Source organism: Pseudomonas sp. Tri1, assembly GCF_017968885.1.
Taxonomy (GTDB): domain Bacteria; phylum Pseudomonadota; class Gammaproteobacteria; order Pseudomonadales; family Pseudomonadaceae; genus Aquipseudomonas.
The window spans coordinates 3335101-3349438 of record NZ_CP072913.1; the positions used below are offsets into that span (position 1 = coordinate 3335101).

10 protein-coding genes are annotated in these 14338 nt (G+C 60.7%); 8 read left to right on the forward strand and 2 right to left on the reverse strand.

What is annotated here, in order from left to right; all coding sequences use genetic code 11:
* Positions 1-12: 12 nt before the first annotated feature.
* The gene (gene pgm / locus J9870_RS14255; protein ID WP_210645038.1) at positions 13-1659 is read left to right on the forward strand and encodes a phosphoglucomutase (alpha-D-glucose-1,6-bisphosphate-dependent); all 1647 of its coding nucleotides are present in this window, start codon (positions 13-15) and stop codon (positions 1657-1659) included.
* Positions 1660-1946: 287 nt separating this feature from the next.
* On the forward strand, positions 1947-4418 hold the full coding sequence (locus tag J9870_RS14260) for a UvrD-helicase domain-containing protein (RefSeq protein ID WP_210645040.1): 2472 nt from the start codon (positions 1947-1949) through the stop codon (positions 4416-4418).
* A 46-nt stretch (positions 4419-4464) separates the two neighbouring features.
* Here J9870_RS14260 and J9870_RS14265 read toward each other — a convergent pair whose 3' ends face one another.
* Positions 4465-4743, reverse strand: coding sequence for a DUF1652 domain-containing protein (locus J9870_RS14265; protein ID WP_003201764.1), 279 nt, complete (start codon positions 4741-4743; stop codon positions 4465-4467).
* A gap of 193 nt (positions 4744-4936) precedes the next feature.
* Complete coding sequence (locus tag J9870_RS14270) at positions 4937-6400, reverse strand: MFS transporter (RefSeq protein ID WP_210645042.1); 1464 nt, start codon at positions 6398-6400, stop codon at positions 4937-4939.
* A gap of 129 nt (positions 6401-6529) precedes the next feature.
* Here J9870_RS14270 and J9870_RS14275 point away from each other — a divergent pair, with 129 nt between their 5' ends.
* From J9870_RS14275 to J9870_RS14300, 6 genes are all read left to right on the forward strand, one after another.
* On the forward strand, positions 6530-7435 hold the full coding sequence (locus tag J9870_RS14275; RefSeq protein ID WP_210645044.1) for a LysR family transcriptional regulator: 906 nt from the start codon (positions 6530-6532) through the stop codon (positions 7433-7435).
* 331 nt (positions 7436-7766) lie between these two features.
* Positions 7767-9224 (forward strand): serralysin family metalloprotease, encoded by a 1458-nt coding sequence (locus J9870_RS14280; RefSeq protein WP_210645046.1) that lies wholly within the window; start codon positions 7767-7769, stop codon positions 9222-9224.
* Positions 9225-9282: 58 nt separating this feature from the next.
* On the forward strand, positions 9283-9720 hold the full coding sequence (locus tag J9870_RS14285) for an AprI/Inh family metalloprotease inhibitor (protein WP_210645048.1): 438 nt from the start codon (positions 9283-9285) through the stop codon (positions 9718-9720).
* A gap of 117 nt (positions 9721-9837) precedes the next feature.
* Complete coding sequence (locus tag J9870_RS14290) at positions 9838-11616, forward strand: type I secretion system permease/ATPase (RefSeq protein ID WP_210645050.1); 1779 nt, start codon at positions 9838-9840, stop codon at positions 11614-11616.
* Positions 11613-12947 carry an HlyD family type I secretion periplasmic adaptor subunit gene (locus tag J9870_RS14295; RefSeq protein ID WP_210645052.1) on the forward strand — a complete coding sequence of 445 codons (1335 nt, stop codon included), beginning with the start codon at positions 11613-11615 and terminating at the stop codon, positions 12945-12947. Before J9870_RS14290 ends, J9870_RS14295 begins: the two co-directional genes overlap by 4 nt.
* Positions 12948-12961: 14 nt before the next feature.
* Positions 12962-14305, forward strand: coding sequence for a TolC family outer membrane protein (locus J9870_RS14300; protein ID WP_210645053.1), 1344 nt, complete (start codon positions 12962-12964; stop codon positions 14303-14305).
* Positions 14306-14338 lie beyond the last annotated feature (33 nt).

Genomic DNA, 14338 nt, shown 5'->3' on the forward strand with positions numbered 1-14338 from the left:
CAGAGGTTTTGCATGACAGTCAGTCCATTTGCGGGCAAGCCGGCACCGGCGCAATTGTTGATCGATATCCCGCGACTGGTAACGGCCTATTACACCGGCCGACCCGATGCCTCGGTTGCGACCCAGCGTGTAGCGTTCGGCACCTCCGGTCATCGTGGCAGTTCCTTCGATCTGGGGTTCAACGAATGGCACGTGCTGGCAATCAGCCAGGCGATCTGCCTGTACCGTGAAGCCCAAGGTATCAACGGGCCGCTGTTTATCGGCATCGACACCCATGCGCTGTCGACCCCGGCGGGCACCAGCGCCCTGGAAGTGTTCGCCGCCAACGGTGTGACCGTGATGATCGCCGAGGGCGACGAGTACACCCCGACGCCGGCGGTTTCCCACGCCATTCTTTGCTACAACCGAGGCCGTACCACGGGCCTGGCGGACGGTATCGTCATCACACCGTCCCACAATCCACCGCAAAGCGGCGGTTACAAATACAACCCCACCAACGGCGGTCCGGCCGATACCCACATCACCAAGTGGATCGAAGCCAAGGCCAATGAACTGCTGGCCAACCAACTGGCTGGCGTCAAGCGCATCAGCTATGAGCAAGCGCTGAAGGCCGATACCACCCACCGTCACGATTACCTCAACACCTATGTGGCGGACCTGATCAATGTCATCGATTTCGATGCCATTCGCGCTGCTGGGCTGCACCTGGGCGTCGATCCGCTGGGCGGTGCCGGGGTGCGCTACTGGCCGGCCATTGCCGAGCATTACCGGTTGGACCTGGAAGTGGTCAACACCGAGGTGGACTCGACCTTCCGCTTCATGACTGTCGATTGGGACGGACAGATCCGCATGGACCCATCCTCCAGCCACGCCATGCAAGGGCTGATTGGCCTGAAGGAGCGCTTCGACGTAGCCTTCGCCTGCGACCCGGACCATGACCGCCATGGCATCGTGACGCCTTCCGGCGGCCTGTTGGCGCCGAACAACTACCTGGCGGTGTCCATCGATTACCTGTTCCAGAACCGCCCGCAATGGCGCGCCGATGCTGCCGTGGGCAAGACCGTGGTCAGCAGCGGCCTGATCGATCGTGTGGCCAAGCGTCTGGGCCGCCGCCTCTACGAAGTGCCGGTAGGCTTCAAGTGGTTTGCCGACGGCTTGTTTGACGGTTCCCTGGGCTTTGGTGGGGAAGAAAGCGCCGGCGCTTCGTTCCTGCGCAAGGACGGTGGCGTATGGAGCACCGACAAGGACGGCCTGATCCCGGCGCTGCTGGCAGCTGAAATGACTGCTCGCACCGGGCGCGACCCAAGCCAGGCCTACCGCGCCCTGACCGATGAGTTGGGTGAACCGTTCTCGGTGCGCGTGGATGCCAAGGCCAGCCCGCAGCAGAAAGCGTTGCTGAGCAAGCTGTCGCCGGACCAGGTGGCGTCCACCGAACTGGCCGGGGAGACGATCCAGAGCATCCTCAGTCACGCGCCAGGTAATGACCAGGCTATTGGCGGGTTGAAGGTGATGACCGAAAACGGCTGGTTCGCGGCGCGTCCGTCGGGTACTGAAGACATCTACAAGATCTACGCCGAAAGCTTCATTGGCGACGCCCACCTCAAGCAGTTGGTGGTAGAGGCACAGACGCTGGTGGATGCAGCGATCACTGGTAAGTGATGCTCGCCCGTGACGAGGAAGCTCGCTTCCTTGTCACGGGTCTGTCGCAGTATCAACTCGAAGAAATGCATTTAACTTGCTGATTTATATTGGATTGTGTCGGTTAAAACCTTCGTTGCGAGCAAGCTTGCTCGCGACAGCGGTCAGCCAGGCACCCGATGATGCCCTTGTGCTATAGCACTTTCACTTCATCGCCTAAATCCATGACTTTAAAGCTTTTGGGTGGAACCTGACGGCAAATCCAGACACCATAGCCGTCATGGTTTAGAACACCGGAGCCTCCCAGCGTGTCGCAACACACTCCCGATCTTCCCCCTGACCTGTTGCCGTTGGCCCAGATGCCGCTGTTCAAGCGCCTGGCCGCCCGATTTTTTGGCCATGGCCTGACGCGCTTGCGAGCCCAGCACAGGGCATCCTGGCTACACGGCCAGGCCGATGGCTTTCGCAGCGGCCACACGGCCGGTTTTGACTACGGTTATCAAGAAGGCAGGACCGAAGGGCTGGAAGAGGGTCGCCAGGTCCTGTTGATCCGTGATTCGCGCAGTACCGAACACCCGGCGCCGAAGGTCGATGACCTGCTGTTCGACGACTGGCGCCTGCCGTTGTCCGCCGAACTGAAGAAACGTATCAAGGCAGACGTCGCCCGGTTGCTGCCGGCACAAGCGCAGCCCAGCGCGGCACAATGGAAGATGATTTTCAGCGATACGCCGGCGACCTCGGTAGTGGCCGGAGCGGGAGCGGGTAAATCCACGACCCTGGTGCTGCGCATCGTCCTGCTGGCTCATTACCTGGGTTACGAACTGGACTCGATGACGGTAGTGACCTTTACCCGAGAGTCGCGCAAGGACTTCATCCAGAAGCTGATTGATATGTTTGCCCTGTGGGGGCGAACGATCAGCCTCAAGGAAGCCCGGGACCTGGTGCGCACCTTCCACTCGCGCATCTTGCCCATGGTGCGTAGCCTGCCTGGCTTTGAGCGCCTCCAGGCCTTCGAGACCCTGAGCCATCGTGCCGGACCGGGCGATGACGACGCCCAGGACAACCCCTTCGATCTGCGCATCAACGATGCCCAGCGCCAGCAGCTTAACGCCTGCTATCACCGCCTCTACCAGCGAGATGAGCGTTTCCGTGAGCTGATCAAGCCGTTGTCCCGACATGCATTGCAGCTCAAGGAGTTGGAGCGCGATCACCCGGATGTGCAAAAGCGGGTAGCCGTGACCGAGTTGGCCGCCCAGCGCGATGAGGAGTTGTGCGACGCCATCGAAGACCTGTGGTTTCGTGCCGGGGCCTGGCCGATCAAAGGCATCGAGCCAAAGCGCCAAAGGTTTGAGATCAACGGTTCGACCTTCCATTGCCACGGCTACATTCCATCCCTGGATGCCTGGGTCGTCCTGGGGTTCGACCCGCGGGAAGACGCCCGGCTAAGTCGTCCGGGCGCCAAGTTGAGTCTGCGCGCGGAATGGGCGGTAAAGCGCACACTGTTTCAAGCTTTCTGTCGTAAGCCACTGATATGGCTAGAAAGTTATGAGTCGGCCAAGCGCCTGCTCGCGTCCCTGGCTGGTGACGCCAGTGCCGGTCCCGGGTTCGATTACAAGGTCAAGGGTGAACTCGGTTCAGCGCCATTGCTGGATTGTTTTGTCGCCGCCGCCGGTTTTATCGAGAACCTTGGCTTGGATGTTCCGCAGGCGGTGGGCCGGATGTGCTTTGCCCAGGATGACCCGGATCGCTATTTCTTCGAGGCCTTGAGCCGCTATTGGCGAGCGTTCGAAGATCATTTGCTCGATCAGTCGCCTCCTGTCATGACTTACAACCGGATGTTCGCGCTATTTAGCGAGCACTCGCCGGAAAACTTCAAATTGCTCAGCGATTCACTGCTGCGCCCCTTGTCACACTTGATGATCGATGAATTCCAGGACGTTTCGCCGCAGATCGTCTCCTGGCTTCGTGCAAGTCTTCGCGAGATACGCAGCCGTGGCCCTGCCATGCATGTCGGACGTGGCGCCCAGCGCTCCTCCTTATTGTGTGTGGGGGACGATTGGCAATCGATCTATGGCTGGCGCGGCAGTTCCCCAAGCTATTTCATGGGGTTCGACAAGCAATTCCCGTCGCCGACAAGCACCCGGGTGATGCTCACTGACAACTACCGCAGCCACCAGCACATCATTGACGCTGCCGAGCACGTCGTGCGTGCGGCAACAGCGATTCCGGGTAAAAAGGCCAAGGCCAGTGGCAAACCCCGTTCGCTGAACCCGGTCAACGTGCTGGATCGGGACGACGAGGGCTTGGCGCAGCGGCTGGAGGAACACTACCGCAAGGGCGACTCGATCTTGATGCTGTATCGAAAAAGCAGCGATAAGCTACTGATACAACAACATATAAGCTCAACAGTTAATGTAGATTCTAGCTTGCCATACGAAGCCCGGCGCCTCAGGCAGATGACCTATCACAGCGCCAAGGGCTTGCAGGCCGATGCGGTGTTCTTGCTGGGCGACTGCCAACATTTGACCAGCTCGCCCTACAAGAATCAGGTCTACCGAATGGCTGGGCTCGGCCAGAACGGGGATGCCGAGCCGTACGACACGGCACAAAAAGACGAAATCCTGCGCCTGGCCTACGTGGGTATTACTCGCGCGGTGCAACATTGCTATTGGTACGTTGACGGCCCAGATGGGCAAGCGGCCAATGCGCCCAAGGCCTCGGATCGGATCGGGACGGGCAAGCCGTTCTTCGCTGACCATCGCCGCACTCGCAACGGCTAAAACCAACGCCGACAAAAAAGCCCACATCGATGTGGGCTTCTTTTTGTCAGGAGGCAAATCGTCGTAAGCCCACCGGTGGTACGAAGGCTTCCAGCTCGGCCTCCACCGCTTCGATTATTCGTTCCACATCCGGAGCGTTCATCACGGTCGCGCAGGGGATACCCGCAATGGCGATCATGGTTTCGCCGCTGGCACGGTCAAACAACCTGGCGACCATACTGCCGGGCGCGTCCATGCTGGCTTCAAATCCCATGGGATGGAAGTGCCAGCGCATTAACTGGCAGGCATTGGGGAACGTAACCTTGCTGAAAGATCCTTTATTCATGTGTTGCCCGCCTTCTTCAATCGAGCGCTTCCTTTTGCTCATGTCAGGAAGGAAGAGCCGTCATGGCTCTACCAGTGAGAACTAAAAGTAGCACCTGAAAATGAAAGGCATGTGGCTTTTTTCAGTCCGTTTTGCGATTGGTTCACTTTTTTTGATCTGCATCACGACTTAAACACTATTGCTCAAAGTGCCATCATCCTTTGCAGGCGGTGTCCTGGGGGTCAATCGAAGGCTCTGGCTCACGGTATTTCAAGGCGATGCCCGCTGCGAAAATCATCAGCGCCAAGGCGCTGGCGAAGGTAATTCGCAAGCCGTTTGCAACCGCTTCAGGGGTGGCGGAAATGATGCCATTCGTCGGCAAAGCCGTCGCAAATATCGCGCCGAGCACCGAGGCACCGGTAAAGAAACCCAGGTTTCGTGACAAGTTGAGCATCCCGGCAATCACACCACGCCGTTGGGCGGGTACATCCGTCATGACCGCCGCGTTGTTGGCAGTCTGGAACAACGCATAGCCGAGGGTTGTCACCACGATAGCGGCGACATAGCCGCCTACGCCAAGGATCGGCGACATCAGCGACAGCATCAGACAGCCGAAGACCATGGTCGCCAGACCGACGAGGCGCATGGGGCGCACGCCGAAGCGGTCTGCCAGGCGCCCGGCAGGCATTCCAGCGAGCGCGGCAACGGACGGCCCGGCGGCCAGCACCAGCCCGACCAGTGCCGCGGGTAGCCCGAGGGCGATGGACAGGTAAAAAGGCCCGACCAGCAAAGTCGCCATCATGACCGCCGCGACCAGCGCACTGGTGGCCAGCCCCGAGACCAGCAGGCGATCGCGAAACAGGGGCAAGGGAATCAATGGCGAAGCCACCCGACCCTGGGCCAGGATGAACAGCCCGGCCCCAAGGATCGCAGCCAGCAGCAGCACAATATTCGACCAACCGAAGTCCCCACGTCCTGAGGTCATGGCCAGGGCATAAGCAGCCAGTGTCGCGGCCAGCAACAGGGTACCCGTCACATCGAAGCGGATCTTCCCCGCTTTCGCCGCGGGCCGGGCGGGCAATGAACGCCATGCCAAGCAAAACGTCAGCAGCCCGAGGGGAAGGTTGACCAGGAACAAGGCCTGCCAGCCGAACCGGGCGATCAACGCACCACCGACAGAGGGCCCCAGCGCCGTGCCAACCGCCGACAACGTGGCCAGCAGCCCCATGGCGCTGCCGGTCTTATCCTTGTCGACGGTCTCGCCAACCAGGGCCATGGTCAGCGTCATCATGACGGCCGCCCCCAACCCTTGCAGTGCTCGGCCGGCAATCAGCCACCCCAGGGACGGCGCCAGGCCACACCAGGCCGATGCGAGCGTGAACAGGAGAATCCCGGCCAGCAGCAGCGCTCGACGTCCGACCACATCTCCCAGGCGCCCGACGCTGACAATCAACGTAGTGATCGCCAGCAAGTAAGCCAGCACGACCCATTGGACTTGCTGAAAAGAGGCGTCGAAGGCTTGGGTGAGGGCGGGCAGGCCGACGGTGGCGACACTGGCGCCCAGAGACGCCAGTAGCGTCGAAAGCGCCAGGCTGGCTAACGCCCAGCGCGCTGAAACGACCCGTTGTGCCCCGGTTGCTGGCGACAGGCGGTGTGGTGCATTGATTGGCTTGTTCATGTGTTCTTCTCTGCGGCTGGCGAAACGGAGCTATCAGAACGTTACGCCTGGGCATAACATGGCGGAAGACGCACCATTTGCATGTTATAGCTGCATACAACGCCATCTCTCCATGCCAGGGCCCGGCAAATGTCTACTCCCGACCTCAATCTGCTTGTCACCCTTGATGTACTGCTATCTGAAGGCAGTGTGGCCAAGGCCGCTCGACGATTGCGACTGAGCCCATCGGCCATGAGCCGGGCGTTGGCACGGTTGCGCGAAACCACTGGCGATCCGCTGTTGGTAAGGGCTGGGCGCGGCCTGGTTCCGACGCCCCGGGCCCTGGCGTTGCGCGAGCAGGTCAGCCAATTGGTCCAGGATGCCCAAGCGGTGCTGCGCCCAGCGCTGGCCCCGGATCTGCGGCGATTGAGCCGGACCTTTACGCTGCGCACCCGCGAAGGGTTCGTGGAGAATTTCGCGGTGGACCTGATGGCCCACATCAACGCACAGGCACCCGCTGTACGCTTGCGTTTTGTGGACAAGGCAGACAGGGATAGCACGGCCCTGCGCGAGGGCACCGTGGACCTGGAAACCGCAGTGGTAGACACGGGCACCAGCCCGGAGTTGCGCACCCAGGCCTTGTTTGGCGACCGCGTGATCGGTGTAGTGCGCTCGGGGCACCCGCTGAGCCAGGGAGCGGTGAGCACCGCCGAGTACCTGGCGGGCGGGCACATTGGCATTTCCCTGCGCGGCCTGGATCATGGCCCCGTCGACGAGGCCTTGGGGCCCTTGAATCTAGCGCGGGACATCGTGACCACTGTCCCGGGTTTTTCCACGGCCCTGGGGCTTGCCCGCTCCAGCGACCTGATCGCCAGCGTTCCGGAACGCTACACCGCCAGTCTGCGCGAGGGCATGCACAGTTTTGCGCTGCCGTTTGCGGTGCCCGGATTCACCATCTCCATGCTTTGGCATCCGCGGATGGATGCCGATCCGGCGCATCGTTGGTTCAGAGGCTGTCTGCGGGAAGTATGCGGACGCAAAATCGCGGCGGTTTAGTAGGTATTAATTAATAGCACTTCACTGGCACTTAGTTGATAGAACTGCGACGCCGTCGGTAATTCGGCATTTATCGATATTTAATATTTAAATAGACTTTTGTCCGACAATCTTAAAGTTCTTCCCCGCACGCCGGCACTAGCGCAGGCGCAATCCCGTTGTTTGCGGGAGTTGCAGGTGAATTCGACTAATTGAATAAAAAAATGGCTGGACGTTTGATTTCGAATTGTGTCAGCTTTCTTACGTCCTCATTGGGCGAGTGATAGGACGATCTCGCCAGAGATTGTCTGTCTGACAAAAACTGTTCCATTGCAAACAAGGAAGTGTGTTTATGTCGAAAGTCAAAACCAACGCTATTGAGTCTTCCGAGCAATTGTTCCTGGCGCCGCAATCCTTAGCGGCTGCCAGTAGCGCATTCAACCAGATCAATAGTTTCAGCCATCAATACGACCGGGGCGGTAATCTGACCGTCAACGGTAAACCGTCGTACTCTGTCGACGAGGCGGCTACCCAGTTGCTACGCGACGGCGCGGCGTATCAGGACCGGGACGGCAGCGGCAAGATCGAGCTGACCTATACCTTCCTGACCTCCGCCTCTTCGAGCACCATGAACAAGCACGGGATCAGCGGTTTCAGCCAGTTCAGTGCCCAGCAGAAGGGCCAGGCAGCCCTCGCCATGCAATCCTGGGCAGACGTGGCCAACGTCACCTTCACCGAGAAGGCCAGTGGTGGCGACGGCCACATGACCTTCGGCAACTACAGCGGCGGCCAGGATGGCGCTGCGGCGTTTGCTTATCTGCCGGGGACCGGTGCCGGCTACGACGGGACGTCCTGGTACCTGATCAACAGCAGTTACACCCAGAACAAGAACCCGGACCTGAATAACTACGGTCGCCAGACCCTGACCCACGAAATCGGCCACACCCTGGGCCTGGCACACCCCGGCGACTACAACGCCGGTGAAGGCAGCCCGACCTACGATGACGCCACTTATGGCCAGGACACCCGTGGCTACAGCGTCATGAGTTACTGGAGTGAAAGCAATACCGATCAGAACTTCAGCAAGGGCGGCGTCGAGGCCTATGCGTCGGGTCCGCTGATGGATGACATCGCAGCTATCCAGAAACTCTACGGCGCCAACACCAGCACCCGCACTGGCGACACGACCTATGGCTTCAACTCCAACACCGGTCGCGACTTCCTCAGTGCATCCTCGTCCTCGGACAAAGTGGTGTTTTCGGTGTGGGACGCCGGCGGTCGCGACACCCTGGATTTTTCCGGTTTCACCCAAAACCAGAAAATCAACCTCAATGACGCCTCGTTCTCCGACGTTGGCGGTATGGTCGGTAACGTTTCCATTGCCAAGGGCGCGGTCATCGAGAACGCCACGGGCGGCTCGGGCAGCGACCTGCTGATCGGCAACTCGGTGGCCAACGAACTCAAGGGTGGGGCCGGCAACGATATCCTCTGGGGCGCCGGTGGTGCGGACAAACTGTGGGGCGGTTCGGGCTCGGACACTTTCGTGTTCGCCGCCAGTACCGATTCGCGACCCGGTACTGTCGATCAAATCCTCGACTTCGTCAGCGGCCTGGACAAGATCGACCTGACCGGCATCACCAAGGGCGCCGGCCTGCACTTCGTGAACGCGTTCACCGGTGCGGCAGGCGATGCGGTGCTGTCGACCTCGGGTGGCAACAGCCTGCTATCGGTGGACTTCTCCGGCCACGGCGTGGCTGACTTCCTGGTCAGCACCGTTGGCCAGGCAGCGGTTTCGGATATCGTGGCCTGATGATCTGCTCCCGCGGGGGTAACTGCCCCTGCGGGACTCCCCGGCCAGGATGAAAGCAATGCGCAAAGAATTTACACCCTGTAGCCCCCAGGCAACCGCCTGGTTATTCGCTACGTTGATGATGTTTTGTGGAGAAACCGCCATGGCGCGCAGCCTGTTGTTAGCAGAACCCTCACAGTTGGCCGGTCAGTGGCTGGCCGTTTTGTCGGGGCCGCAGGAAAGTGCGCAAACCCAGGCGTTGCAGGACAAACCGTCCAATACCTGCCTCATCGAGCTCAGGGCAGACCAGACCCTGGGCGGGCAAACCGATTGCCTGGGCCACTGGTTGGGGGATGAGCCGGTGCATTGGTTTACCGAGCCCGACGGTCTTTCCCTGATCGGCAAGCAGAACACCAGAGTTCATCTGGGCCTGCGCCAGGAACAGCACTACCAAGTTACTTTGAAGTCAGGCCTGTTACTTATCCTTGAACGAAACAAGGCCCAGGCCCCACGTTAACGAACTCGTACAATCATAAACCCCATGCCTGTTTAACAGGCGTGGCCCGATTTAATTATTAAAGATGGGTAGTTGAGTCTGCCGGGTATCTGGCGAAGCCTATAGCAAGGACGATGCATGAATAGGGCAAGGAACGCGGCAGCAGTGCCACTCTTTAAGGCGCTGGGCGATTATAAAAACATTCTGATCAGCGTCGGTTGTTTTACTGCGCTGATTAACGTCCTGATGCTGGCACCTTCGATTTATATGCTGCAGGTATATGACCGAGGGCTTTCCTCTCAGAACGAAACCACCCTGGCAATGTTGTCGTTGATGGTGGTGGGGTTCTTTGTATTTATCGGGCTGCTGGAAATGCTGCGCAGCTTCATTGTCATCCGCATCGGCAGCCAGTTGGAAAGACGCTTCAACCTCCAGGTGTATAAAGCCGCGTTCGAGCGCAATCTGCTCCAGGGCGAGGGCAACGCCGGACAATCCCTGGGCGACCTGACTCATGTCCGCCAGTTCGTCACGGGGCCTGCCTTGTTCGCATTCTTCGACGCACCCTGGTTCCCCATCTACCTGCTGGTGATCTATCTGTTCAACGTCTGGCTCGGTGTGTTTGCCACCGTCGGCACGTTGTTGTTGATTGGCCTGGCCTGCCTGAATGAACTCATGACCAAAAAGCCCTTGGGGCAGGCCAGCGTGTACTCGCAACAGTCCAGCCAGTTGGCCACCAGCCATTTGCACAATGCCGAAACCATTCAGGCCATGGGCATGCTTGGCGCGCTGCGCAGCCGTTGGTTTGCCGTGCACTCGCGGTTCCTTGGCCTGCAGAACCAGGCCAGCGATACCGGCGCGGTGATCAGTTCCTTGAGCAAGACCCTGCGCCTGTGCCTGCAATCCCTGGTACTGGGTTTGGGCGCGCTGTTGGTGATCAAGGGCGAGATGACCGCCGGGATGATGATTGCCGGCTCGATTCTGATGGGCCGGGTGCTGAGCCCCATCGACCAGTTGATTGCCGTATGGAAGCAGTGGAGCGGCGCCAAGCTAGCCTATCGCCGCCTCGAGGCGCTGTTGCAGGCTTACCCGGCACAGGATGATGCCATGGCATTGCCGGCGCCCAAGGGCCAGGTGAGTTTCGAACAGGTGAGCGCCGGCCCGCCGGGGCAACGCAACGCGACGTTGCAACAAGTCAGCTTTAGCCTGGCGGCCGGGGAAGTGCTCGGGGTGCTGGGGGCGTCGGGCTCCGGTAAATCCACCCTGGCCCGTGTGCTGGTGGGTGTATGGCCAACCCTGGGCGGCACGGTGCGGCTCGATGGGGCCGATATCCACCGCTGGAATCGTGACCTGCTTGGCCCGCACGTCGGCTATCTGCCCCAGGACATCGAGCTGTTCAGCGGCAGCATTGCCGAGAATATCGCCCGCTTTCGCGAAGCCGACCCGCAAAAGGTTGTCGACGCTGCGCATCAGGCCGGTGTCCATGAACTGATCCTGCGCATGCCCCAGGGCTACGACACGGTGCTGGGAGAGGACGGCGGTGGTTTGTCGGGCGGGCAGAAGCAAAGGGTGGCCTTGGCCCGAGCGATGTACGACCGGCCGAGCCTGGTGGTACTCGACGAGCCCAACTCCAACCTCGATACGGTCGGTGAGGCGGCATTGGCCAGCGCCATCGCGCAGATGAAGGCGCAAGGCACCAGCGTCGTGCTGGTGACCCATCGATCCTCGGCGCTGGCCCAGGCCGACAAGTTGCTGGTGCTCAACGAAGGCCGGCTGCAGGCCTTCGGGCCGAGCCAGGAAGTACTGCGGGCGCTGTCCGGCCAATCGGAGACGCCACAACGGGACCGGCCCCACGCAACCCCTAACGGGCTGAGCATGAGTCGCCAGTATCAGGCCACCAACAAGCCCAGCGGCGCATGAGCAAGGATCGCGACATGAACCTCGAACAACCTCAAATCCTCGAACGTCCCGAACATGGCGCGCGGTTCTTCACCCGCCTGGGCTGGGCACTGGTGATTCTTGGTGCGGGCAGCTTTTTCACTTGGGCCAGCCTGGCGCCGTTGGACCAGGGTATCCCGGTGCAGGGCACCGTGGTGGTGTCCGGCAAGCGCAAAGCCGTACAGTCGATGAGCAGCGGCGTGGTCAGCAGGATCCTGGTGCGCGAAGGCGAGTCGGTGAAGCAGGGCCAGGCGCTGTTTCGTCTCGACCAGACCCAGGCCGCCGCCGATGTGCAATCGTTGCAAGCCCAGTATCGGATGGCCTGGGCCAGCCTGGCGCGCTGGCAGAGCGAGCGGGACAACCTCGGGCAAGTGAGTTTCCCGACGCAACTGAGCCAAGACTCGGACCCGCGCCTGGCATTGGTGCTCGAAGGCCAGCGGCAACTGTTCAGCAGTCGCCGCGAAGCGTTTGCCCGGGAACAGTCCGCGTTGCGTGCCAACATCGAAGGCGCCACGGCGCAACTGGCGGGCATGCGCCGGGCCCGCAGTGACCTCACGGCCCAGGCCGACTCCCTGCGCCTGCAACTGGGTAACCTGCAACCCTTGGCGGATAATGGTTACATCCCGCGCAACCGCTTGCTGGACTATCAACGCCAATTGTCACAAGTGCAGCAGGAACTGGCGCAGAACAGCGGCGAAAGCGGGCGGGTGGAGCAGGGGATCGTCGAGTCCCGGCTGAAGCTGCAGCAACACAACGAGGAATACCAGAAAGAAGTGCGCAGCCAGTTGGCAGAGGCCCAGCTCAAGAGCGAAACCCTGCAACAGCAACTGAAATCCGCCGGGTTCGAGCTGCAACACAGCGAGATCCTCGCCACCGCCGACGGCATCGCCGTCAATCTCGGCGTACACACCGAAGGCGCCGTGGTGCGCCAGGGTGACACTTTGCTGGAAATCGTGCCCCAGGGCACGCGGCTGGAAGTGGAGGGGCACTTGCCGGTGCACCTGATCGACAAGGTCGGCGCCCATTTGCCGGTGGACATTCTCTTCACCGCCTTCAACCAGAACCGCACGCCACGGGTGTCGGGGGAGGTCAGCCTGGTGTCTGCCGACCAGATGCTCGATGAGAAAACCGGCGCGCCGTATTACGTGCTGCGCAGCAGCGTCAGCGACGTGGCGATGGAAAAGCTCAACGGACTGGTGATCAAGCCGGGCATGCCGGCGGAAATGTTCGTGCGCACCGGCGAGCGCTCGCTCCTCAACTACTTGTTCAAACCACTGCTCGACCGAGCCGGCTCTGCGTTGACCGAAGAATAAGGATGTCTGTGGGTATGAAGCGCTTTTACTGGCTCGCCGCGTTGACGGCGGCTGTCTGCAATAACGTCTGGGCCATGGGCCCGTTCGACGTCTACGAACAGGCTTTGCGCAATGACCCGGTGTATCTGGGGGCGATCAAGGAGCGCGACGCGGGCCTGGAAAACCGCGCCATTGGCCGCGCCGGGCTGTTGCCACAGCTGGGCTACAGCTACAACAAGGGTCGCAACAAGTCCAAGGTCACCTATCTCAACGAGCGCGGCGCCAGCCAGCATGATGACCGTAACTACAGCAGCTACGGTTCCAGCCTGACCCTGCAACAACCGTTGCTGGACTACGAAGCGTATGCGGCCTATCGCAAAGGTGTGGCCCAGGCGTTGTTCGCTGACGAAAGCTTTCGCGGCAAGAGCCAGGAACTGCTGGTGCGGGTGCTTAGCTATTACACCCAGGCGCTTTTCGCCCAGGACCAGATCGACATCGCCCTGGCCAAGAAAAAGGCTTTCGAACAGCAGTTTCGCCAGAACGAGCACATGTTTCGCCAAGGCGAGGGCACCCGCACCGATATCCTTGAGGCCGAGTCGCGTTATGAGTTGGCAACCGCCGAAGAAATCGAGGCCCGCAACGAGCAAGACGCCTCGTTGCGTGAGCTTGGCGCACTGATTGGCGTTCCGGCCCTGGATATCGGTGACCTTGCGCCGCTGAACGACACCTTTCAGACCTTCCCCCTGCAGCCAGCCAATTTCGACACCTGGCACGAACTGGCAGTGAGCAACAACCCCAACCTGGCGTCCCAGCGGCAGGCCGTGGACGTGGCGCGCTTCGAGGTCGAACGCAACCGCGCCGGACACCTGCCAAAAGTCAGCGCCTACGCGACGATGCGCCAGAACGAGTCAGAAAGTGGCAACACTTACAACCAACGCTACGACACCAACACCATTGGCCTGGAAGTCAGCGTGCCGCTGTACGCCGGTGGCGGCGTCTCGGCCTCGACCCGCCAGGCCAGCCGCAGCATGGAGCAGGCCGAGTACGAACTGGACGCCAAGACCCGCGAAACCCTGATCGAACTGCGCCGTCAGTTCAGCGCCTGCGTCTCGGGCGTGAACAAACTGCGGGCCTACCAGAAAGCCCTTGCTTCCGCCGAAGCGCTGGTGGTCTCGACCCGGCAAAGCATCCTCGGCGGCGAGCGGGTCAACCTCGACGCCCTCAACGCCGAACAACAGCTTTACACCACCCGCCGCGACCTGGCTCAAGCCCGCTATGACTACCTGATGGCCTGGACCAAGTTGCACTACTACGCCGGCACCTTGGGGGAGCAGGACCTGGCCAAAGTGGATGAGGCGTTTGTGCCCCGGACCCGGTGACCGATGCATGGAAGACCGGTGCTTTGTGATTCC

Coding starts and splice junctions, on each gene's coding strand:
- J9870_RS14275 (WP_210645044.1), top strand. CDS start 6,530: ATGTCTACTCCCGACCTCAATCTGCTTGTCACCCTTGATGTACTGCTA.
- J9870_RS14285 (WP_210645048.1), top strand. CDS start 9,283: ATGCGCAAAGAATTTACACCCTGTAGCCCCCAGGCAACCGCCTGGTTA.
- J9870_RS14270 (WP_210645042.1), bottom strand. CDS start 6,400: ATGAACAAGCCAATCAATGCACCACACCGCCTGTCGCCAGCAACCGGG.
- J9870_RS14280 (WP_210645046.1), top strand. CDS start 7,767: ATGTCGAAAGTCAAAACCAACGCTATTGAGTCTTCCGAGCAATTGTTC.
- pgm (WP_210645038.1), top strand. CDS start 13: ATGACAGTCAGTCCATTTGCGGGCAAGCCGGCACCGGCGCAATTGTTG.
- J9870_RS14295 (WP_210645052.1), top strand. CDS start 11,613: ATGAGCAAGGATCGCGACATGAACCTCGAACAACCTCAAATCCTCGAA.
- J9870_RS14290 (WP_210645050.1), top strand. CDS start 9,838: ATGAATAGGGCAAGGAACGCGGCAGCAGTGCCACTCTTTAAGGCGCTG.
- J9870_RS14265 (WP_003201764.1), bottom strand. CDS start 4,743: ATGAATAAAGGATCTTTCAGCAAGGTTACGTTCCCCAATGCCTGCCAG.
- J9870_RS14300 (WP_210645053.1), top strand. CDS start 12,962: ATGAAGCGCTTTTACTGGCTCGCCGCGTTGACGGCGGCTGTCTGCAAT.